At 69.1% G+C, this 19,051-nt stretch carries 22 protein-coding genes; 10 read left to right on the top strand and 12 right to left on the bottom strand.

Annotated elements, in window-relative coordinates; all coding sequences use genetic code 11:
- Position 1: 1 nt before the first annotated feature.
- The 5 genes from ASF44_RS27210 to ASF44_RS27230 form a co-directional block, all read right to left on the bottom strand.
- Positions 2-715 carry an ABC transporter ATP-binding protein gene (locus ASF44_RS27210; protein WP_056902415.1) on the bottom strand — a complete coding sequence of 238 codons (714 nt, stop codon included), beginning with the start codon at positions 713-715 and terminating at the stop codon, positions 2-4.
- A complete protein-coding gene (locus ASF44_RS27215) occupies positions 712-1,491 on the bottom strand; it encodes an ABC transporter ATP-binding protein (protein ID WP_056902416.1) in 780 nt (259 codons plus the stop codon). Before ASF44_RS27215 ends, ASF44_RS27210 begins: the two co-directional genes overlap by 4 nt.
- Positions 1,488-2,450, bottom strand: coding sequence for a branched-chain amino acid ABC transporter permease (locus tag ASF44_RS27220; RefSeq protein ID WP_056902417.1), 963 nt, complete (start codon positions 2,448-2,450; stop codon positions 1,488-1,490). The genes ASF44_RS27215 and ASF44_RS27220 overlap by 4 nt, the downstream gene beginning before the upstream one ends.
- A gap of 171 nt (positions 2,451-2,621) precedes the next feature.
- On the bottom strand, positions 2,622-3,539 hold the full coding sequence (locus ASF44_RS27225) for a branched-chain amino acid ABC transporter permease (RefSeq protein ID WP_156374727.1): 918 nt from the start codon (positions 3,537-3,539) through the stop codon (positions 2,622-2,624).
- Positions 3,540-3,546: 7 nt separating this feature from the next.
- Positions 3,547-4,716: an ABC transporter substrate-binding protein gene (locus tag ASF44_RS27230; RefSeq protein ID WP_056903028.1), complete on the bottom strand. Its 1,170-nt coding sequence runs from the start codon at positions 4,714-4,716 to the stop codon at positions 3,547-3,549.
- 358 nt (positions 4,717-5,074) lie between these two features.
- On the opposite strand from ASF44_RS27230, the gene ASF44_RS27235 reads away from it, so the two are divergent.
- Positions 5,075-6,559 carry a M20/M25/M40 family metallo-hydrolase gene (locus ASF44_RS27235; protein WP_056903029.1) on the top strand — a complete coding sequence of 495 codons (1,485 nt, stop codon included), beginning with the start codon at positions 5,075-5,077 and terminating at the stop codon, positions 6,557-6,559.
- A gap of 115 nt (positions 6,560-6,674) precedes the next feature.
- On the top strand, positions 6,675-7,811 hold the full coding sequence (locus tag ASF44_RS27240; RefSeq protein ID WP_056902418.1) for an MFS transporter: 1,137 nt from the start codon (positions 6,675-6,677) through the stop codon (positions 7,809-7,811).
- Here the strand turns inward: ASF44_RS27240 and ASF44_RS31345 are convergent.
- Positions 7,705-8,682, bottom strand: coding sequence for a DMT family transporter (locus ASF44_RS31345; protein WP_235579370.1), 978 nt, complete (start codon positions 8,680-8,682; stop codon positions 7,705-7,707). The genes ASF44_RS27240 and ASF44_RS31345 overlap by 107 nt on opposite strands.
- A 106-nt stretch (positions 8,683-8,788) precedes the next feature.
- On the opposite strand from ASF44_RS31345, the gene ASF44_RS27250 reads away from it, so the two are divergent.
- Genes ASF44_RS27250 through ASF44_RS27265 form a run of 4 tightly spaced genes read left to right on the top strand, consistent with a single transcriptional unit; the run spans position 8,789 to position 11,917 of the window.
- A complete protein-coding gene (locus ASF44_RS27250; RefSeq protein ID WP_056902420.1) occupies positions 8,789-9,841 on the top strand; it encodes a methionine ABC transporter ATP-binding protein in 1,053 nt (350 codons plus the stop codon).
- Positions 9,834-10,505 carry a methionine ABC transporter permease gene (locus tag ASF44_RS27255; protein ID WP_056902421.1) on the top strand — a complete coding sequence of 224 codons (672 nt, stop codon included), beginning with the start codon at positions 9,834-9,836 and terminating at the stop codon, positions 10,503-10,505. Before ASF44_RS27250 ends, ASF44_RS27255 begins: the two co-directional genes overlap by 8 nt.
- A 22-nt stretch (positions 10,506-10,527) precedes the next feature.
- Positions 10,528-11,313: a MetQ/NlpA family ABC transporter substrate-binding protein gene (locus ASF44_RS27260; RefSeq protein WP_056902422.1), complete on the top strand. Its 786-nt coding sequence runs from the start codon at positions 10,528-10,530 to the stop codon at positions 11,311-11,313.
- A gap of 49 nt (positions 11,314-11,362) precedes the next feature.
- Positions 11,363-11,917: an NADPH-dependent FMN reductase gene (locus ASF44_RS27265; RefSeq protein WP_056903030.1), complete on the top strand. Its 555-nt coding sequence runs from the start codon at positions 11,363-11,365 to the stop codon at positions 11,915-11,917.
- On the opposite strand, the gene ASF44_RS27270 is transcribed toward ASF44_RS27265, so the two are convergent.
- Both ASF44_RS27270 and ASF44_RS27275 read right to left on the bottom strand, forming a co-directional pair.
- On the bottom strand, positions 11,918-13,291 hold the full coding sequence (locus tag ASF44_RS27270) for an MATE family efflux transporter (protein WP_056902423.1): 1,374 nt from the start codon (positions 13,289-13,291) through the stop codon (positions 11,918-11,920). It lies immediately after the preceding gene.
- Positions 13,288-13,884 carry a TetR/AcrR family transcriptional regulator gene (locus ASF44_RS27275; protein WP_056902424.1) on the bottom strand — a complete coding sequence of 199 codons (597 nt, stop codon included), beginning with the start codon at positions 13,882-13,884 and terminating at the stop codon, positions 13,288-13,290. The genes ASF44_RS27270 and ASF44_RS27275 overlap by 4 nt, the downstream gene beginning before the upstream one ends.
- 187 nt (positions 13,885-14,071) lie before the next feature.
- Here ASF44_RS27275 and ASF44_RS27280 point away from each other — a divergent pair, with 187 nt between their 5' ends.
- From ASF44_RS27280 to ASF44_RS27290, 3 genes are all read left to right on the top strand, one after another.
- Positions 14,072-14,278, top strand: coding sequence for a hypothetical protein (locus ASF44_RS27280; protein WP_056903031.1), 207 nt, complete (start codon positions 14,072-14,074; stop codon positions 14,276-14,278).
- A gap of 120 nt (positions 14,279-14,398) precedes the next feature.
- A complete protein-coding gene (locus tag ASF44_RS27285; protein WP_056902425.1) occupies positions 14,399-14,905 on the top strand; it encodes a disulfide bond formation protein B in 507 nt (168 codons plus the stop codon).
- 124 nt (positions 14,906-15,029) lie between these two features.
- Positions 15,030-15,767 (top strand): hypothetical protein, encoded by a 738-nt coding sequence (locus ASF44_RS27290; RefSeq protein ID WP_056902426.1) that lies wholly within the window; start codon positions 15,030-15,032, stop codon positions 15,765-15,767.
- A 76-nt stretch (positions 15,768-15,843) separates the two neighbouring features.
- Here the strand turns inward: ASF44_RS27290 and ASF44_RS27295 are convergent, their stop codons facing one another.
- Both ASF44_RS27295 and ASF44_RS27300 read right to left on the bottom strand, forming a co-directional pair.
- Positions 15,844-16,476, bottom strand: a complete 633-nt coding sequence (locus ASF44_RS27295; protein WP_056673440.1) for a response regulator transcription factor — start codon at positions 16,474-16,476, stop codon at positions 15,844-15,846.
- A gap of 278 nt (positions 16,477-16,754) precedes the next feature.
- Positions 16,755-17,765, bottom strand: a complete 1,011-nt coding sequence (locus ASF44_RS27300; RefSeq protein WP_056902427.1) for an aldo/keto reductase — start codon at positions 17,763-17,765, stop codon at positions 16,755-16,757.
- A gap of 158 nt (positions 17,766-17,923) precedes the next feature.
- Between ASF44_RS27300 and ASF44_RS27305 the strand changes: the two genes are divergently transcribed.
- Positions 17,924-18,409 carry a glycine zipper 2TM domain-containing protein gene (locus ASF44_RS27305; RefSeq protein ID WP_162243876.1) on the top strand — a complete coding sequence of 162 codons (486 nt, stop codon included), beginning with the start codon at positions 17,924-17,926 and terminating at the stop codon, positions 18,407-18,409.
- Between the two features lie 30 nt (positions 18,410-18,439).
- On the opposite strand, the gene ASF44_RS27310 is transcribed toward ASF44_RS27305, so the two are convergent.
- Positions 18,440-18,673 (bottom strand): hypothetical protein, encoded by a 234-nt coding sequence (locus tag ASF44_RS27310; protein ID WP_056673431.1) that lies wholly within the window; start codon positions 18,671-18,673, stop codon positions 18,440-18,442.
- Entirely contained in the window at positions 18,660-19,007 is a 348-nt protein-coding gene (locus ASF44_RS31350) for a hypothetical protein (protein ID WP_082525149.1), read from the bottom strand. The genes ASF44_RS27310 and ASF44_RS31350 overlap by 14 nt, the downstream gene beginning before the upstream one ends.
- Positions 19,008-19,051 lie beyond the last annotated feature (44 nt).

Here is a 19,051-nt window from a genome sequence, read left to right on the forward strand (position 1 = left end):
GTCAAAGGCCCAGGTGCCCCTGCACGGTCGCCTGGTCGGCGCGCAGCGCCGCGCTGTCGCCCTGCCAGACCACGCGGCCTTTTTCCAGCACCACGTGCTGGTCGGCCAGGTCCATGAGCGCGCCCAGGTTCTTGTCCACCACGAGCATGGCCATGCCGGTGGCGCGCAGTGCGCCCAGCACACGCCAGATCTCGGCGCGCACGAGCGGTGCCAGGCCCTCGGTGGCCTCGTCCAGGACCAGCAGCTTCGGGTTGGTCATCAGCGCGCGGCCGATGGCCAGCATCTGCTGCTCGCCGCCCGAGAGCTGGTTGCCCAGGTTCGCGGCGCGCTCGGCCAGCCGCGGGAAGAAGCCGTAGACCCGCTGCAGCGTGAACGGCTGCGTGGCCCCGTGCCGGTTGGCCGCCGTGGCGACGAGGTTCTCCTGCACCGTGAGCGTGGGAAAGACCTGCCGCCCCTCGGGCACCCAGCCCAGGCCCAGGCGCGCCACCTCGAAGGCGGCCATGCGCGTGATATCGCGCCCGGCGAAATGCACGCCGCCGGCCTGCTTGGGCAACAGGCCCATCACGCTCTTGAGCGTGGTGGTCTTGCCCATGCCGTTCTTGCCCAGCAGCGTGACGATGCAGCCATCGCCCACCGTGAGGTCGATGCCGTGCAGCACGCGGCTGGCGCCGTAGCCGGCCTGCAGGCCTTGGACTTGGAGCAGGGCCATCGTCATTCCTCGCCCAGGTAGGCCTGGCGGACCGCCGCGTCGGCCTGCACCTCGGCCGGGGTTCCGCAGGCGATGGCGCGGCCATAGACCAGCACGCTCACGCGGTCGGCGAGGCTGAACACGGCCTGCATGTCGTGCTCCACGAGCAGCATGGTGTAGCGCCCCTTGAGTTGCTGCAGCAGTTCGACCATGCGCGCCGATTCGCCCTGGCTCATGCCGGCCAGCGGCTCGTCCAGCAGCAACAGGCGCGGCTGCATGGCCAGGGCCATGGCCAGTTCGAGCTGGCGGTGCTCGCCATGGGCCAGCGCCATCACGTCGTCGTGCGCGCGTCCGGCCAGGCCCGCCAGTTCCAGGGCCTGCAGCGCCGGCCCGGTCAGCGCGCCCTGGCGGTGCACGGGCGTCCATGCACCGAAGGAATGGCCGCTGCGTGCCTGCACGACGAGCATCACGTTCTCCAGCACCGAGAAGCCGTGCAGCAGCTGCGTGATCTGGTAGCTGCGCGCGATGCCGGCCAGTGCGCGTTGCGGGGTGGGCCAGCGCGTGATGTCCTGGCCGTCGTAGAGCACGCGGCCGGCATCGGGCAGCAGCTCCCCGGTGAGCTGGCCCATCACCGTGGTCTTGCCCGCGCCGTTGGGTCCGATCAGCGCATGCGTCTCGCCCGGGGCCAGGGCCAGCTGCAGGCGGTCGGTGGCGGTGAGGCCGCCGAAGCGCTTGACCAGGCCTTCGACAACCAGCAAGGGCTGGCTGGCTGGCGCACCTGTGGGCGGGCCGGCGGTGCTCATCGCTTGCCCTCCCAGCGCAGCACCACGCCCCAGATGCCGCGCCGCGACACCAGCGCGACCAGCACGATCAACGGCCCGAGGACGGCCATCCAGTGCTGCGTCCAGCCCGACAGCATTTCCTCCAGCACCAGCAGCACCACGGCGCCGACCAGCGGTCCCATGACCGTGCCCATGCCGCCCAGCACCACGATCAGGATCAGCTCGCCCGAGGCCTGCCAGGACAGGTAGGACGGCGAGGCGAAGGCCGTGAGGTTGCCCTGCAGGAACCCGGCCAGCGTGCAGACCAGTGCCGAGAGCACATAGGCCGTCAGCTGGTAGCGCAGGCGCGGAAAGCCGGCCGCCAGCATGCGCCGCTCGTTGGCGTGGAAACCGCGCAGCACCATGCCGAAGCGGCTGTGCACCGCGCGCCACACGAGGAACATGACCAGCAACAGCAGGCCGAGCGCCAGGTAGTACAGCGCCAGCTTGCCCTCCAGTGCGGGCAGCGGCGCGAGCTGGCTGCGCTCGCCCAGCGGCAGGCCATCGTCGCCGCCGTAGGTCTTCAGGCTGATGGCCAGGAAATAGAACATCTGTCCGAAGGCCAGCGTGATCATGATGAAGCCGATGCCGCGCGTGCGCAGCGAGACCAGGCCCGTGACCGCGGCCACGCCCGCCGCCAGCGCCAGCGCGATGCCGAGCTGTGCCCAGCCGTTCGTCAGCCCGTGGAAGGCCGCGATGCCGACCACGTAGGCGCCCAGGCCCACGTACAGCGCATGCCCCAGGCTGACCAGCCCGCCGTAGCCCAGCACCAGGTTGAGCCCGCTGGCCGCGATGGCGAACACCACGATGCGCGTGGCAAAACTCAGGTAGAAGCTGGAGCCGGCCCATTGTGCGAACAAGGGCACCAGCAGCATCAGCAGCACGATGGCTGCGGTCAGCCAGGCGCGTGGCGAGCGCCAGGAGAGGGATTCAGGAAACATCTCGTCGTGCCTGCAACAGGATCTGGCGCAGGCGCGGTGCGCGGGCCGAGGCCACCGGGTGGCCCCTTCCGCGAATGTCCCCCGCCAGGGCCGCAGGCGGCCCTGGGCGGGGGACATTCGCGGAGTGGAATACACCGTCGGCGCGGTCTCGCACCATCGGAAACTTGAGTCTCATCGCCGCACCGGAAACAACCCCGCCGGTTTGACCGCCAGGATCAGCGCCATGAACAGGTAGATCAGCATCGAGGCCAGCGCCGGCCCCGCCGCGTCCGCCGCGCTGCGCTCGAAGAACTGCCGCGTGATCTGCGGCATGTAGGCGCGGCCCATGGTGTCCACCAGCCCGACCAGCAGCGCCGCGTAGAACGCACCGCGGATCGAGCCGATGCCGCCGATCACGATGACCACGAGCGCCAGGATCAGCACGTTGTCGCCCATGCCCGACTGCACCGAGACGATGGGCCCGACCAGCCAGCCCGCCAGCGCCGCCAGGCCCGCACCCACCGAGAACAGCAGCGTGTTGAGCAGCCGTGCGTTCACGCCCAGCGCCGCCACGGTGTCGGGATGCGTGGAACTGGCGCGCACCAGCATGCCGACGCGCGTCTTGTGGATCAGCACGTAGATGCCGGCGGCCACCAGCAGCCCCGCCACGATGATCATGAGCCGGTAGGCCGGGTAGCTGAAATCGCCGAACTGCAGCGAGCCGTTGAGCCAGCCGGGCTGCGCCGTGAAGACCGGCTGCGAACCCCAGACCATGCGCACGGTCTCGTTGAAGAACATGATGAGGCCCAGCGTGGCCAGCACCTGGTCCAGGTGGTCGCGGCCATACAGCCGGCGCAGCGCCAGCCGCTCGATGGCGAACGCCAGCAGCATCGCGCCGCCGATGCCGGCCAGGCCGGCCAGCAGGAACGAATCCGTGCGCGCCAGCGCGGCCGCCGCGAAGTAGGCGCCCAGCATGTAGAACGAGCCGTGCGCCAGGTTGATGAAGTTCATGATGCCGAACACCAGCGTGAGGCCGGCCGACAGCAGGAACAGCAGCATCCCGAGCTGCACGCCGTTCAGCAGCTGGGAGAAGAACAGGCTCCAGATCAAGCCCGGCTCACTTCATCGGGCAGTCTTGGACGTAGGCGTCCTTGTGCGCCGTGAGCTGCTTGCTGACCGTCTTGAGGTTGGCGTTGCCCTTGGCGTCCTTGGCGACCTCGAACACGTAGAAGTCCTGCACCGGGAAGTTGTTGGGGCCGAAGCTGAAGGTGCCGCGCACCGACTTGAAATCGGCCGCCTTGAGCGCCGTCTGCAGCGCGGCCTTGTCGGTGTTGCCCTTGGTCTTGCGCAGGGCCGAGTCGATGAGCAACGCTGCGTCGTACGACTGCGCGGCGTACTCGCTGGGCGTGCGCTTGTACTTGGCCTCGAAGTCGGCCACGAACTTCTGGTTGGCGGGGACCGGCAGGTCAGGCCCCCAGGCGGAGGCCGACATCACGCCCAGCGCGCTGTCCTTGAGCGCCGGCAGCGTGGTGCCGTCGGCGGTGGACACGGTCAGGAGCGGGATCTTGGCGGTGAGGCCCGCCTGCTGGTAGGCGCGCACGAAGGCCACGCCCAGGCCACCCGGGTAGAACGCGTAGACCGCATCGGGCTTCTCGGCCGCGATGCGCGAGAGCTCGGCCGAGAAGTCGAGCTGCGTCAGCGGGGTGTAGATCTCGTCGGCCAGCGGTGTCTTGTAGACGCGCTTGAAGCCGCTCACGTAGTCCTTGCCCGCCTGGTAGTTGGGCGTCATCGCGATGATGCGCTTGTAGCCCTTGTCGGTGGCGTACTTGCCCATGGCCTCGGCGAACTGGTCGTTCTGCTTGGACACCACGAACAGGTTGGCCGCGCACTGCGCGCCCGCCAGCGGCGCCGGGCCGGCATTGGCGCCCACCACCACCACGCCGGCGGAGGTCAGCTTCTTGCTCACGGCCATCATGATGTTGGAGAAGGTGATGCCCGCGACGATGGGCACCTTCTCCTTCTCGATGAGCTCGTCGGCGATCTGGTTGGCCACCTCGGGCTTGAGCTGGCTGTCGCGCCGCAGCACGTTGACGGGCACGTCGCCGAGCTTGCCGCCGTTCTGCTCCACCACCAGCATGAAGGCGTCCAGCATGTCCTGGCCCAGCGCGGCCTGCGGGCCCGAGAGCTCGGCCATGAAGCCGATCTTGACGGGGGTCTGGGCCTGGCCCGGCGCCGAGAAGGTCAGCGCCACGGACGCGAGCGCGCTGGCGAGAAGCGTTGGTTTCAAGTCGATCTCCTGGTCGTTGGTCTGGCCGCTGGACTGGCACGCCCAGCGCGCCATCGGCGGGCCGCATTGTTCACCAAAAGAGTGCAGCCACCTTGGTGGCTAACCCGGAGGGCGTCGCGGGATCCCGGCCGGCCGCTGCGCCCGGTGGCGAGCAGGCGCTGGCCGCAGGGATGGCGGCCGGCCGATGGCCACGGCCGGTGCCGGCCTTCGGAGCACGGGCCCGCGAATCTTCTTGCGCGCCGGGCGCCGGCGGGGCTATCTTCCCGGACCTATGACCACCTCTCATACCCTGTCCCGCCTGGCCGTCCGCGCCGTCCGCGCCGTTGGTGCCGGTTGCGGCGCCTGCGCCGCCTTGCTGATGGGCGCTGGCGCCGGTGCTGCCGAACTGTCCGCCACCGCCGCGGCCCGGCACGCACAGGCCAGCTACCGTGAATACTTCGACCTGCTGGCGCTGCCCAACGATGCGATCGTGCCGGCCGACGTGCGCAAGAACGTCGAGTTCCTCGAGGCCTCGTTCCGTCGGCGCGGCTTCGACACGCAGCAGCTGGCCAACGATGGCAAGCCCATGCTGTTCGCCGCGCTGCCCGGCGCCGATCCACGGCGCAAGACCGTGCTCTTCTACATGCACCTGGACGGCCAGCCGGTGATCCCGGCGCAGTGGGCGCAGAAGAGTCCCTGGGTGCCGGTGCTCAAGCGCCGCACGGCCAAGGGCGACTGGGAAGAGATCGATCCGGCACCGCTGTTCAGCGGCCCGGTCGATCCGGAATGGCGGGTGTTCGGCCGCTCCTCGGCAGACGACAAGGCGCCGATCATGATGTTCCTCGCCGCCTTCGATGCCTTGAAGGCCAGCGGCGCCGCGCTGGGCGTCAACGTCAAGGTCGTGCTCGACAGCGAGGAGGAAAAAGGCTCGCCCTCCATCGGCAAGGTGATGGCGGCGCACCGGGAGCTGTTGCGCGCGGATGCGATCGTGATCCACGACGGCCCCATGCATGCCACCAACCGCCCCACGCTGGTCTTCGGCAACCGTGGCGCGGCCAAGGCGATGCTCACGGTGTATGGCGCCAAGGTGTCGCTGCACAGCGGGCACTACGGCAACTACTCGCCCAATCCCGCGCAGCGCCTGGCCTCGCTGCTCGCCTCGATGAAGGACGACCAGGGACGGGTCACCGTGCCCGGCTACTACGACAGGGTCAGGCTCGGCGATGCGGAGCGCGCGATCATGGCGGCCGTTCCCGATGACGAAGCGGCCATGCTGCGGCGCCTGGGCATCGCCAGGCCGGACCAGGTCGGCGCCAACTACCAGGAGGCGATGCAGTACCCGTCGCTCAACGTGCGGGGCATGGCATCGGCCGCGGTGGGCGACAAGGTTGCGAACATCGTTCCCGACAGCGCGGTGGCCGAACTCGACCTGCGCACCACGCCCGATTCCGATGCCAAATACCTCGGCAAGCTCATCGAGACCCATGTCCAGAACCAGGGCTACCACCTCGTGCCGGGTGCGCCGACCGACGAGGACCGCCGCCGCTACGAGAAGCTCGCCACCTTCAGCTACCAGAGCGAAGGCGGCAACGCCGCGGGCACGCCGATCGATTCGGCCGTGGGCCGCTGGGCCTACCAGGCGATGGTCGAGGCCTTCGGCGCCAAGCCGGAGCCCGTGCGCATCCGCATGATGGGCGGCACCGTCCCGACGGCGGAAATCGTCGAGGCCCTGGGCGTGCCGTTCGCCATCGTGCCGCTGGTCAACGCCGACAACAACCAGCATGCGAGCAACGAGAACATGCGCATGGGCAACTACATGGACGGCATCCGCACCATCTACAGCCTGGTCACGCGCCCCTTCTGAGCGGGGCGGGCCGCCCTGCGGCGCGGGCTGCAGGGGATGCTTCGGCGGGCGGCCATGCCGGGCGGCGGCGAACGGTTTCGTCGCCCTTCATGGCACTCGGCTATCGTCGGCGCCCATGACTTCATCGACTGTGCGCGCGCACTGGGCTGCGCGCTTTTTGTTTTTTGCGGCCGGCTGCATGTTCGCCACCTGGGGCGTGCAGATCCCGACGGTCAAGGCCGTCTACGGCCTGGGGGTGGGCGCCATCGGCGGCCTGGTGCTGGCGGCAGGCGTGGGTTCGGTGCTCGGGCTCACGCAGGCCGGCTGGTTGATCGCGCGGCACGGCGCGCACCGTGTGGCCTGGTGGGGCGCGCTGCTGTCGGCGCTGGCGCTGGTGCTGCTGCTGCACATGCCGCACCTGGTGCTGCTGTGGGTGCTGCTGGGCCTGTTCGGCATGGCCACGGGCCTGCTGGACGTGGCCATGAACGCCGACGCCTCGGAGCTGGAGCGCCAGGCCGGCCGGCCGCTCATGAGCGCCTTCCACGGCATGTTCAGCCTGGGCGGCATGGTGGGGGCGGGCGTGGGCGGGCTGATGTTCACGGCAGGCGTGGCGCCGAACTGGCAGCTGGTCGGCGTGGCGGCGTTCAGCATGGCGCTGGTGGCGTGGAGCGTGCGGCAGATGCCGGCGCCGCAGGGCGTTGCCGAGGACGCGCACGGGCGCTTCGTGCTGCCGCGCGGACGGCTCGCGCTCGTGGGGCTGCTGGCCGCGCTGGGCTTCGTGGTCGAGGGCGCCATCTACGACTGGAGCGTGCTGTTCCTGGCCAGCGAGCGCAGTGCGCCGCAGGAGCAGGCGGCGCTGGCCTATGCCAGCTTCTCGGCCGCGATGGCGGCTACGCGTTTCGTGGGCGACCGGCTGCGTGCGCGCTGGTCGTCCGTGGGCTTGCTGCGCGCCAGCGCCTGCCTGGCCGCGCTGGCACTGGCGTTGGTGCTGCTGTCGAGCAGCGTGCCGCTGGCGCTGGCCGGCTTCGCGCTGGTGGGCGTGGGCCTGGCCAACGTGGTGCCGGTGCTGTTCAGCGCGGCGGCGCAGGTGCCGGGCGTGGCGCCGGCGCAGGGCATTTCGGCCGTGGCCTCGCTGGGTTACTGCGGCTTCATGGTCGGGCCGTCCATCATCGGCTTCGTGGCCCATGGCAGTTCGCTGACCGTGGCATTGGGCCTGGTCGTGGGCTGTGCGTTGCTGCAGGCGGCGCTGGCGCGGCGCGCATTGGGCCCTTGAGACGGCCCTCGACACGGCGGTTGAGCCGGCGCTCGACCAGCGCCACGGCAATGCCGGCACCGCAGATGCAGGCGATGCCCAGCGCCGTCGTGGCGTCGGGCAGCTGGCCGAACACGGCCCAGCCCAGCGCTGCGGCCGAGAGGATCTGCAGGTAGCTGTAGGGGGCCAGCAGCGTGGCCGGCGTGCGCGCATAGGCGGCAGACTGCAGGCCGTGGCCGATGGCGCCGGTGATGCCCGTGGACAGCAGCAGCGCCCATTGCACGGGGCTGAGCGGGGGCAGTTGCCAGACCCAGGGCAGCAGCGGCGTGAGCGCCACGGTGCCGAACAGGCCGCCGTAGTAGTTGGTGGTCAGCGGAGCGTCGGCCGCCAGCCGGCGCGTGGCGATCTGGAAGGCCGCGAAGGTCAGCGCCGTGGCCACGCCCAGCAGCACGCCGACAGTGTCGAGCCCGGCGCCCGGCCGCACCACCAGCAGCATGCCGGCGAAGCCCAGCACCACGCCCAGCCAGCGGTGCAGCCGGTGCGGCTCGTGCAACAGCCAGGGCGCCAGCGCCATCAGGAACACCGGCGCCATGAAGTTCATGGCCGTGGCCTCGGCCAGCGGCACGCGTTGGAGGACCGAGAAGAAGAGCAGCGTCGACGCGACCATGAGCGCCCCGCGCAGCAGCTGGCCGCGCAGCGAATGCGTGCGCAACAGGCCCCGGCCGTGGCGCGGCAACAGGATGGCGCTGGAAAGGGCCGTGTGCACGGCATAGCGCACCCAGGCCACGAGCAGGACCGGCACGCCCAGCAGCGCGAGGTATTTGCCGCTGGCGTCCAGGCTGGACAGGACCCACAGGCCCAGCACATGGAGCACGACGCCGTTCTTCTTCATATAAGCAATGAACTTTATATTCTTATGAGTTTTATAAAAAAGCGCGTAGATTCCCGCCCCTTGAAGTGAATAAGGGTTTCCACCGAGGTGGGCCCCAAGGCAAGCCATGATCGAGTTGAGGGGTATCACCCAGACCTACCAGGGTAGCAGCGGGCCCGTGCAGGCCTTGCGCGGGATCGACCTGGAGGTGGCGGCCGGCGAGGTGTTCGGCATCATCGGCCGCAGCGGCGCGGGCAAGAGTTCGCTGGTGCGCGTGATCAACCTGCTGAACCGGCCCACGGCCGGGCAGGTGCTGGTCGACGGCCGCGACATGACGACGTTGGACGATGCGGCGCTGCGCGTGGCGCGGCGCGACATCGGCATCGTGTTCCAGCACTTCAACGTGCTCAGCTCGCGCACGGTCTACGACAACGTGGCGCTGCCGCTGGAGATTGCGGGCCTGGACGCCGGTGCGATCAGGAAGCGCGTGGAACCGCTGCTGGACCTGGTCGGCCTGTCGGCGCTGGCCCGGCGCCATCCCTCGCAGATCAGCGGCGGGCAGAAGCAGCGCGTGGGCATCGCCCGGGCGCTGGCGAACCGGCCCAAGGTGCTGCTGTCGGACGAGGCCACCTCGGCCCTCGATCCGGAGACCACGCGCTCCATCCTGGGCCTGTTGCGCCAGATCAACCGGGAGTTCGGCCTGACCATCGTGCTGATCACGCACCAGATGCAGGTGATCAAGCAGGTGGCCGAGCGCGTGGCCGTGATCGATGCCGGCCGCATCGTGGAGCAGGGCCGCGTGATCGAGGTGTTCTCCAACCCGCGGCACGCCACCACGCGCAGCCTGATCGAGGAGATCGTGCCGCAGGAGCTGCCCGACTCGGTGCTGGCGCGCCTGCGCACGCTGATGGGCGCGAGCCCGGCCGGCGAAGGGCAGGGCTTGCGCCTGGCCTTTGCCGGCGATGGCGCCGACCAGCCGCTGCTGACCGAGCTCGTGCGCCGCTTCGGCCTGGACCTGTCGATCCTGCATGGCCAGATCGACGAGGTGCAGGGCCAGCCCTTCGGCACGCTGGCGGTGTTCGCGCGCGGCGCGGCCGACCAGCTGCAGGCCGGCATCGCGCACCTGCGCCAGGCCGGCGTGACCGTCCAACCCCTGGTGCCGGGAGCCAGCCATGTTTGATTTCATCGACACCTTCAACGGTCCGCTGCTGGAGATGTTCGCCACCTCGATGTGGGAGACGCTGGTGATGGTCGGCATCTCGGGCCTGGCCGGTGCGCTGATCGGCGTGCCGCTGGGCGTGCTGCTGCGGCTGACCGACCGCGGCGGCGTGCGCGAGAACGCGCCCGTGAACCGCACCGTGGGCGGCATCGTGAACGCGGTGCGTTCCACGCCCTTCATCATCCTGCTGGTGGCCATCATCCCGTTCACGCGCTTCGTCACGGGCTCGTCCATCGGCACGGCCGCGGCCGTGGTGCCGCTCACGCTGGCGGCTGCGCCCTTCGTGGCCCGGCTCGTGGAGACGGCGCTGCGCGAGGTCGACCATGGCCTGGTGGAAGCCGCACAGGCCATGGGCGCGACCACTTCGCAGATCGTCTGGAAGGTGCTGCTGCCCGAGGCGCTGCCCGGCATCGTGGCGGCGCTCACGATCACCCTGGTCAGCCTGACGGGCTTCTCGGCCATGGCCGGCGCCATCGGCGGCGGTGGCCTGGGCGACCTGGGCATCCGCTACGGCTACCAGCGCTTCCTGCCGGAGGTGATGGCGGCCGTGGTGCTGGTGCTGATCGTCTTCGTGCAGCTGGTGCAGAGCGCCGGCGACTGGCTGGTGCGGCGCATCCGCCATTGATCTGTTTCTTCAGGAGCTTCCCATGCAAAAACGTACATTCATTTCCACCATCGCGCTGGCGCTGCTGGCCTCCACCGCCATCGCCCAGGACAAGCCGCTCAAGATCGGCGTCACCGCCGGCCCGCACGCGCAGATCTTCGAGCAGGTCAAGCGCATCGCCGAGAAGGACGGACTGAAGCTGCAGGTCGTCGAGTTCAGCGACTACATCCAGCCCAACGCAGCCCTGGCCGCCGGCGACCTGGATGCCAACAGCTACCAGCACCAGCCCTTCCTCGACCTGCAGGTCAAGGACCGCGGCTACAAGCTCGTCTCCGTCGCGCAGACCGTCAACTTCCCGATCGGCCTGTACTCCAAGAAGGTCAAGGACCTGAAGGACTTGAAGGAGGGCGCGCGCTTCGGCATCCCGAACGACCCGACCAACGGCGGCCGCGTGCTGCTGGTGCTGCAGGACAAGGGCCTGATCAAGATCAAGCCCTCGGCCGGCCTGAAGGCCACGCCGCTGGACGTGGTCGAGAACCCGAAGAAGCTGCGCTTCGTCGAACTGGAGGCCGCGCAGCTCGCGCGCTCGCTGGACGACCTGGACGCCGCGGCCGTCAACACCAACTTCGCGCTGTCGGCCGGCCTGAACCCGGCCAAGGACGCCATCGCGCAGGAGAGCGCCAAGTCGCCCTACGTGAACGTGCTGGTGGTGCGCGAGCAGGACAAGGACAAGCCCTGGGTGGCCAAGCTGGTCAAGGCCTACCAATCCGACGAGATCCGCAAGTTCATCCAGTCCGAGTTCAAGGGCGCGGTGCTGGCGGGTTTCTGAATCTGGGCTAAGGTGGGCGTCCTCCCCATCACCTGAAAGGATGCGCTCCATGGCCCAGATCAAGATCGCCGTGCTCGTCGGCAGCTTGCGCAAGGATTCGCTCAACCGCAGGCTGGCCCTGGCGCTGGCCGGGCTGGCGCCGAAGGACGTGGTGTTCGAGCAGGTGCGCATCGACGACCTGCCGCTGTACAACCAGGACGACGATGGCAGCCCGGCCGCCAGCGTGACGCGCCTGAAGTCGGACATCCAGTCGGCGCAGGGTCTGCTGTTCGTCACGCCCGAGTACAACCGCTCGATCCCGGGCGTGCTCAAGAACGCCATCGACCACGCCTCGCGGCCCTACGGCAAGAGCGCGTTCCCGGGCAAGCCGGCGGGCGTGATCGGCGTGTCGGTGGGAGCCATCGGCACGGCGCTGGCGCAGCAGCACCTGCGCAACGTGCTGGCCTACCTGGACGTGCCCACGCTGGGCCAGCCCGAGGCCTTCGTGCAGGCCAAGGACGGCCTGTTCGAGGCCGACGGCAGCATCGGCGAGGCCAGCCGTGCCTTTCTGCAGGGCTGGATCGACAAGTACGTGGCCTGGGTGCGCCTGCACACCGCGGGTTGATCAGCCGCGTGGCCGGTCCTGCGGCCGCGCGAACCAGGGCCAGGCGTTGAGCAGCGCATAGAGCGCCAAGCCCGCGACCATGATCGCCAGCAGCGTGGGCAGGCCCGCCCCCATGCGCAGCGCCAGGTGCCCTGCCAGGTACACCACCAGCAGGCGCGCCGCGCCGGCCACGATGCTCCAGCCCATGCGCCGCGCGCCCTGCGAGGCGAAGTAGAGCGACAGCCCCAGCCCGAACAGCCCGTAGGCCGGCCCCACGGTGCGCAGGTATTGCGTGCCCACCCGGATCGCTTCCTGGTCGTGCGTGAACAGGCCCAGCCAGGCGGCGGGGAACAGCGCGGCGGCCAGGCCCACCAGCGCAGTGGCCGCGGCGGCGAGCAGTGCGCCCGTCCACGCCACGCGGCGCGCGCGCACGAGCTGGCCGGCGCCGGTGTTCATGCCCACCATGGCGACCATCGCCGCGCCGAAGCCGAACACGATGGGGATCTGCAGGTATTCGAGCCGGATGCCCAGCCCGAAACCGGCCAGTGCCTCGCTGCCCAGCGGGCTGACCAGCGCCGTGGCCGTCAGCACCGACAGGTTCAGCGTCACGTTGTTGACGATGGCCGGCGCACCCACGCCCAGGATGTCGCGGAACAGCGCCCAGCGCAGCCGGTGGTTCAGGCGCAACTGCACGCCACCGTTGCCGCGCCACACCGAGACCAGCATCACCGCGGCCGCGGCGACGTAGTAGACGACCAGGGCCAGGCCCGCGCCCGTGATGCCCAGCGGCGGGATCGGGCCCCAGCCGAAGATCAGCACGGGCGAGGCCAGCAGCAGCAACAGCACGCCGCCGGACAGCACCATAGCCGGCAATGCCATGTTGCCGCTGCCGCGCAGCACGCTGGCCATGCCGTTGGCCAGCCACAGGAAGATGGCGCCGACGAAGATGGCGTTGGAGTAGGCGAGGGCGGCCTGTTGCACGGCCGGCGTGGCGCCCATGGCGCGGTACAGCAGCGGCCCGCCGAGCAGCCCGCCCAGCATGCAGGCCACGCCGAACGCCAGCGCGATGACCAGCGCGTGCAGCGCCAGTGCCTGGGCCTTGTGCGTATCGCCAGCGCCGATGGCACGCGCGATGGCCGAGGAGATGCCGCCGCCCATGCCGCCGGCCGACATGGTCTGCATCAGCATGACCAGCGGGAACACCAGGGCGGCGCCGGCCAACGCGTCCACGCCGAGCAGGCCGACGAAGTAGCTCTCCAGGAAGTTGGCCGCGGCCTGCGCCAGCATCACCACCAGGTTGGGCGCAGCCAGCAGCAGCAGCGTGGCCAGCACCGGCCCCTGCAGCAGCCGCTGGGAGCGGGCCTGTGCGGCGAGCGCACCTGCCACGGCGCTCACGACTCCGCCCCTTGCTGCAGCAACTGGGCACGTGCGCTGGCGAGCAACGCATCGGAGATCGGGTCGCCCTTGGTGGCACGCGAGAGCAGCAGCGCGCCGACCAGCGTGGCCATCTCGGCCAAGGCGCGCTGGCCGGCCTCGGGCGATCCGGCATCGGGCTGCAGGCTGGCCAGGCGCGCGGCCATGGCCTTCACGCCGTCGAGGTAGGCCGCGCGCACGGGGGCGTCGGCCTGCGCACGCGCCACATCGCCGGCCAGTGCGGCCGCGGTGCAGCTGCTGCCGGGGCGGTCCCGCGTGGCCGTGGCCAGGTAGCCCTCGACGTAGGCACGGCGGCGCTCGCCGGGCTCGGGCAGGTCGGCGAAACGCTGGTCCCAGCGTGCGCCGGACTGCTCGAACGCCTTGGCGCAGGCCACGGCCGCCAGCCCGTCCTTGGACGAGAAGTGGCCGTAGAAGCCGCCGTGCGTGAGCCCGGCCGCGGCCATCACTTCGGCCACGCTGACGCCGTCCAGCCCTTTCTCGCGGAACAGGCGGGACGAGGCCTTCTCGATCGCGATGCGGTTCTGGTCGGTCTGCTGCTGGGACACGCGTGGCATGGCGGGTGCTCCGATCTTGATAAATGACATGCATCATAAATCGGATGTGAAAATAAATGTTGTCCATCATGTTTCCGTCCAACACGCCGTGCTACCGCTTTTTACAGAACTTCATGCGGTCGATGTCGTCCTGGCGGACGCCGGGCCGTTGAATGCACATCTGGTTTTGCTGTCACTGGAGATCCGCATGAAACGCCTGTCCCTGCTTGCCGTGCTGGCCGCCGCTGCGTTGAGCGGCTGCGTGGTGGCGCCCGTCGGCCCGGGCTACTACGGCTACCGCCGCCCGGTGGTGGTGGCGCCGCCCGTGGTCGGGCCGCCGGTGGTGATCGTTCGTCCCGGCTACGATGGCCGGCCCGATTACGGCTACGGCCGGCGCTGGCGCCGCGACGACTGACGCGCTTCCCGCCCCCCGGCGGGAACCAAAGCGCGGCAGCTGCAATCCCATCGCCGACAATCACGGGTCGCCATCCGCTGGATGGCCCCGCTACAAGAAACGTCGCAAGAAAGGGTGGGAATGCTGCTGCGAATGTTGGACCAGGCACCGCGCAAGGTGCTGGCCCTGGTGAGTTTGGTCTGTATCGCCCTGCTGGGCTACGGCCTGTACCTGCAACACGGCCTTGGGTTGGAGCCGTGCCCCATGTGCATCGTGCAGCGCTACGCCCTCGTGCTGGTGGCTGTCGTCGCGGGGATCACCGCCATGCTGCGCTCGCGCGGGGCCCATGTGGCGGGCAGTCTGGTGACGCTGGTGATCGCCGGATTCGGCGCCTTCGTTGCGGCGCGGCAGAGCTGGCTGCAGTGGTACCCGCCCGAGATCGCGACCTGCGGCCGCGACTTCTACGGAATGATCGAGACCTTCCCGCTCAAGCGCGCGGTGCCGATGATCTTTGCAGGCGGCGGCGACTGCGCTGCGATCGACTGGACCTTCCTCGGCGGCTCGATCGCGAACTGGTCGTTCCTGTGCTTCGTCGCGATCGGTCTGACCATGCTGGGCCTGATCTGGCGCCGGCTGGCACGGCGCTGAGCCATTCCCCCTGTGCCGCAGGTGTCGGCGGCCGCCTACAAGGGCTGGTGTCCAAACCTGACTGCAAGTAGGGGGTCGTGCACGCTACCGTCGTGCATCGATTCACATTGGGGAGTGTTGGTCCATGTCATCTGCCGCGCTGCATGCCCTGGAGGCGGCGCCTGCCGCCCGCCCGGCCCCCGACGACGCGGCGTCGCTTGCCGAGGAAGCCGCCCGCTATGCGGTGCTGCGCCGCATGGGTTCTGCCATACGGCACCAGATCGCCGGATCGCTGCAGCCCGTGAGCATGGTCGCTTCACTGTTGGAGCGCAGGGTCCAGGCGCCGGCACCCAACATGGACGCCCTGCGGCGCAACTGCAGCGAGATGAACACGCTGGCGCGGTCGGCCAGCAGCGAATGCGTGGCCTTGATGGGCTGGCTGGCGCCGCATGAAGGCGAGCAGGTGGCTCTGGGCGCCGGTGTCGCCGATTGCCTGCATCTGCTGACGACGGAGTTGTCGTTCCGTGGCTTCACGGTGCTGGACACGACGCAGGCGGTGCATGCGCGCGTGGCGCGCCTGGGCCTGCGCACGCTGGTGCCAGCCTGCCTCATGGCGCTGACGGATGCCGCGGCCGCGCCCTCTCAGGTGCGCATCGAAGCCAATGCCGAAGGGGCGGTGGCGCACCTGTCGATGGTGCTGGTGCCGGCGCCCGATGCCGAGGGTGCTGCACAGCGCGCCAAGGCGTACAGGCCGCTGACCTGGTCGGACGTGACGGCGCTGGCGCAGGCCGAAGGTGTCGATCTGCAACTGGGGCCGCAGACGGTGCGGATGCAGTTCGACGTGCAGCCGGCGACGGACGACAAGGATGTGCGCTGGGGCTGAGGCCCCTCGGGTCTGCGCCAAAAGAAAAGGGGCTCGATGCGAGCCCCTTTTTCATGTGTGGCACCAGGCCACTCGTTCAATCGATCAGCTTGTTCTTGAGTGCGTAGTAGGTCAGGTCGCTGTTGGAGCTCAGGTTGAGCTTTTCCATCAGCCGTGTGCGGTAGGTGCTGACAGTCTTCACGCTGAGCGACAAGGTCTTGGCGATGTCGCCTGCGGTCTCGCCCTTGGCCAACTTCAGGAAGACCTGGAATTCGCGCTCGGACAGCTGCTCGTGCGGCGCCTCGTCGCCCTTGCGGTTGATCTGCTGGGCCAGGAGCTCCGCCACGGCGGGCGTGATGTAGCGCCGGCCCATGGCCACCGTGCGGATCGCGTTCACGATCTCCATCGGGTCGCATTCCTTGTTCAGGTAGCCGCTGGCGCCCTGGCGGATCAGGTTCATCGCATAGTGCTCCTCCGGGTAGCCCGAGAGGATCAGGATGCCCAGATCCGGCGCCTTGGCGCGGATCATGGCGAGGACGTCGATGCCGGTCTGACCGGGCATGGACAGGTCCATCAGCAGCACATCCATTTCTGTGTTGCGGACCAGGTCGATGGCTTCGCGACCGCTGGCGGCTTCGCCGACCACGCGCAGATCCACGTGGTCCGAGAAGAACTGCCGCAGACCTGAACGCACGATGGCGTGGTCATCCACGATGCCGACTTTGATCATCTGGCTCCTTCCGGTGAAGCGTGTTGTTGCTGTGGGGAGTTTGTACTTTGGCCGCTTTGGAGCGTCTGTAGGACAGCGGCCAAATCGGGACGGCGCGCGGGGCGCTCTGGGAGGAATCTGGCGACGGCGCCGGCACGTTGGACTGCCGATCTGTCTGGTGCGGGCACTGGCCGCACCGCCGTCGCCGTGAATGTAGGCGGGGGCCATGGCAGCCACAAGGCATGGCGCCGCAGCCCGTCGCGCAGGGCGTGACATTTGTCGTGTTCGCCCTGCAGGTTTCAGCCGGCCCTGGCCTGGCGGCCGACCACGGGATAGGAGGGGTCGGTGTAGCCGGGCGTGGAGGGGTGGCCCGGGGGCACGAGGCGGTTCACGACGGCCTCGTCCTCAGGCGTGAGGGCATGGTCGAGCGCCGGAAGGTAGTCCTTCCACTGCGCCAGCGTGCGCGGGCCGGCGATGACCGAAGACACCGCGCCGCTGCCCAGCACCCAGGCCGTTGCGAATTGGGCCAGCGTGATGCCGCGGTCCTGCACGTGCGCCTGCAGCGCCTGCGCGACCTGCAGCGATTCGTCGCGGAACTCGGTCTCCATCACGCGCTTCTCGCCACGGCCCACGCGGCTGTCCGCGGCCGGCGTGGCACCCGGCAGGTACTTGCCCGAAAGGATGCCGCGCGCGATCGGGCTGTAGGGCACCACGCCCAGCCCGTGGTGGCGGCATGCTGGCAGGATCTCGACCTCGGGCATGCGGTTGAGCAGGTTGTAGTAGGGCTGGCAGACGGCGGGGCCCGGCATGTTCAGGCGTTGCGCCAGGTGCGCGGCTTCGGCGATGCGCCAGCCGCGGAAGTTCGACAGCCCCCAATAGCGGATCTTGCCGGCGCGCAGCAGGGTGTCGATCGCGCGCAGCGGCTCCTCCAGGTCCAGCCCCTCGAAGTCGCGGTGCAGGTAGTAGATGTCGATGTGGTCGGTGCGCAGCCGGCGCAGGCTGTTCTCGACCTCGCTCATCACCCAGTGGCGCGAGTAGTGGCTGTGGTTGGGCGCATCGGACATCTTGTTGCCCAGCTTGGTCGCCACGATCCAATGGTGTCGCCGGCCGGCCAGGATCCGGCCCAGCATCTCTTCGGACGCGCCCTGCTTGTAGACGTCGGCCGTGTCCAGGAAGTTGACGCCGTGGTCCTCGGCGTGCGCGACGATGTCGCTGGCCTCGGCCAGCGCCGTCTGGTCGCCGAACATCATCGTGCCGAGGCACAGCGTGGAAACGCGCAGGGGGCTCTTGCCGAGGGGGCGGTAATGCATGGAGGTTCCTGTATCACGAGGTTGGACGGCGCATGCCCGGCCGGCCGTCACCATAATGACGTTTCCATTCCATGGGGCATGGCCCTGGAGTTGCCGCGATGAACAAGCGATGGATGTGCATGGTAGCGGTGCTGTGGGTCGGGGCTGCCTCGGTGTCCATGGCGCAGGAGCAGGCCCAGGTGCTGTCGGCCGTGCCTGTGGTGCAGGCGCGTACGCTGGCGCAGCAGGTGTGCCGTGTCGAGCAAGAGGTGGCGCCGCAGCAGAACACCGGCACCGGCGCCTTTCTTGGCATGGCGGTGGGCGGTGTGGCAGCCAATGGCGTCGGCAGTGGCGAAGGGCGCGCACTGGCGACCTTGTTCGGTGCGGTGTTGGGTGCCCTGTGGGGTGACCGTGTCGAAGGAAGGCCCGTGCCGCAGATGCAGCAGGTGCGGCATTGCACGCTGCAAGGCGTGCTGCAGCCGCAGGTCGTCGGCTACGAGGTGCAATACGAGTACGCCGGGCTGCAGTACAGCACACGATTGCCGCACGATCCTGGCCCGACACTGGCGGTTCAGGTCACGCCTGCACCGCTGCAAGGCAGCGATTTCACGCGGGCACAGAAAAACCCGCCACGCATGGGTGGCGGAGTCTTTCGCGAAGATTGAAACGTACTGGCAGCGCGATCGCTGCCGGGCTCAACGGGCGAGCAACTCGTCCAGTTCCTTGCACGAGGGTGCGCAGACGGCTTGCGACTTGCCGATGACCTTGCGCGTGCCCAGTTGGGAACGCAGGCGGTGCTTGCCGCACAAGAAGCATGACATCGTGGAGCCGCCCATCGACGTACCTGCGGTGAAGGGCGAACCGGAGACCTTGGTCTTGTAGCGTAGCCCGTCAGCCAAGATTGCGGTTTTCACTTCAGCTTTGGCCATTGGCGGAACTCTCCCTGGGTATTTGCATTGCGCGCTGGATCACGGTCCTGGCCTGCTGCTCGGCTGCCACGGATGCATCCAATGGCGAGCGACACAGGCCAGCGACCTCGTAACGCGTATTTTCGTACAACTCTGAGGCTGCTGGATGTTCGGCCAGCAAATCCCGCAGTGCATCGCTCGGTTTCGCCGTGCGCAGCGCTGCATCCAACCGTGCCACGACGGCCCGGTACTGTGCGGCATCGACCGGAATGGCACTGTGTTCGAGCCGCTCCAGCAATGCAGCCAGGACGCGGACCGGTGCGAGTTCGGAAAGGGTGGAGTGCGAGGTCTTCATGCTGTTGAACATGGGGCCGGACACTGCCGATGCAAGCGCTGCAA

The organism is Pseudorhodoferax sp. Leaf274, from assembly GCF_001422445.1.
GTDB lineage: Bacteria > Pseudomonadota > Gammaproteobacteria > Burkholderiales > Burkholderiaceae_C > Pseudorhodoferax.

Coding starts and splice junctions, on each gene's coding strand:
- ASF44_RS27210 (WP_056902415.1), bottom strand. CDS start 715: ATGACGATGGCCCTGCTCCAAGTCCAAGGCCTGCAGGCCGGCTACGGC.
- ASF44_RS27215 (WP_056902416.1), bottom strand. CDS start 1,491: ATGAGCACCGCCGGCCCGCCCACAGGTGCGCCAGCCAGCCAGCCCTTG.
- ASF44_RS27220 (WP_056902417.1), bottom strand. CDS start 2,450: ATGTTTCCTGAATCCCTCTCCTGGCGCTCGCCACGCGCCTGGCTGACC.
- ASF44_RS27235 (WP_056903029.1), top strand. CDS start 5,075: ATGGGCGCTGGCGCCGGTGCTGCCGAACTGTCCGCCACCGCCGCGGCC.
- ASF44_RS27240 (WP_056902418.1), top strand. CDS start 6,675: ATGACTTCATCGACTGTGCGCGCGCACTGGGCTGCGCGCTTTTTGTTT.
- ASF44_RS31345 (WP_235579370.1), bottom strand. CDS start 8,682: ATGAAGAAGAACGGCGTCGTGCTCCATGTGCTGGGCCTGTGGGTCCTG.
- ASF44_RS27250 (WP_056902420.1), top strand. CDS start 8,789: ATGATCGAGTTGAGGGGTATCACCCAGACCTACCAGGGTAGCAGCGGG.
- ASF44_RS27255 (WP_056902421.1), top strand. CDS start 9,834: ATGTTTGATTTCATCGACACCTTCAACGGTCCGCTGCTGGAGATGTTC.
- ASF44_RS27260 (WP_056902422.1), top strand. CDS start 10,528: ATGCAAAAACGTACATTCATTTCCACCATCGCGCTGGCGCTGCTGGCC.
- ASF44_RS27265 (WP_056903030.1), top strand. CDS start 11,363: ATGGCCCAGATCAAGATCGCCGTGCTCGTCGGCAGCTTGCGCAAGGAT.
- ASF44_RS27275 (WP_056902424.1), bottom strand. CDS start 13,884: ATGCCACGCGTGTCCCAGCAGCAGACCGACCAGAACCGCATCGCGATC.
- ASF44_RS27280 (WP_056903031.1), top strand. CDS start 14,072: ATGAAACGCCTGTCCCTGCTTGCCGTGCTGGCCGCCGCTGCGTTGAGC.
- ASF44_RS27285 (WP_056902425.1), top strand. CDS start 14,399: ATGCTGCTGCGAATGTTGGACCAGGCACCGCGCAAGGTGCTGGCCCTG.
- ASF44_RS27290 (WP_056902426.1), top strand. CDS start 15,030: ATGTCATCTGCCGCGCTGCATGCCCTGGAGGCGGCGCCTGCCGCCCGC.
- ASF44_RS27295 (WP_056673440.1), bottom strand. CDS start 16,476: ATGATCAAAGTCGGCATCGTGGATGACCACGCCATCGTGCGTTCAGGT.
- ASF44_RS27300 (WP_056902427.1), bottom strand. CDS start 17,765: ATGCATTACCGCCCCCTCGGCAAGAGCCCCCTGCGCGTTTCCACGCTG.
- ASF44_RS27305 (WP_162243876.1), top strand. CDS start 17,924: ATGGCGCAGGAGCAGGCCCAGGTGCTGTCGGCCGTGCCTGTGGTGCAG.
- ASF44_RS27310 (WP_056673431.1), bottom strand. CDS start 18,673: ATGGCCAAAGCTGAAGTGAAAACCGCAATCTTGGCTGACGGGCTACGC.
- ASF44_RS31350 (WP_082525149.1), bottom strand. CDS start 19,007: ATGAAGACCTCGCACTCCACCCTTTCCGAACTCGCACCGGTCCGCGTC.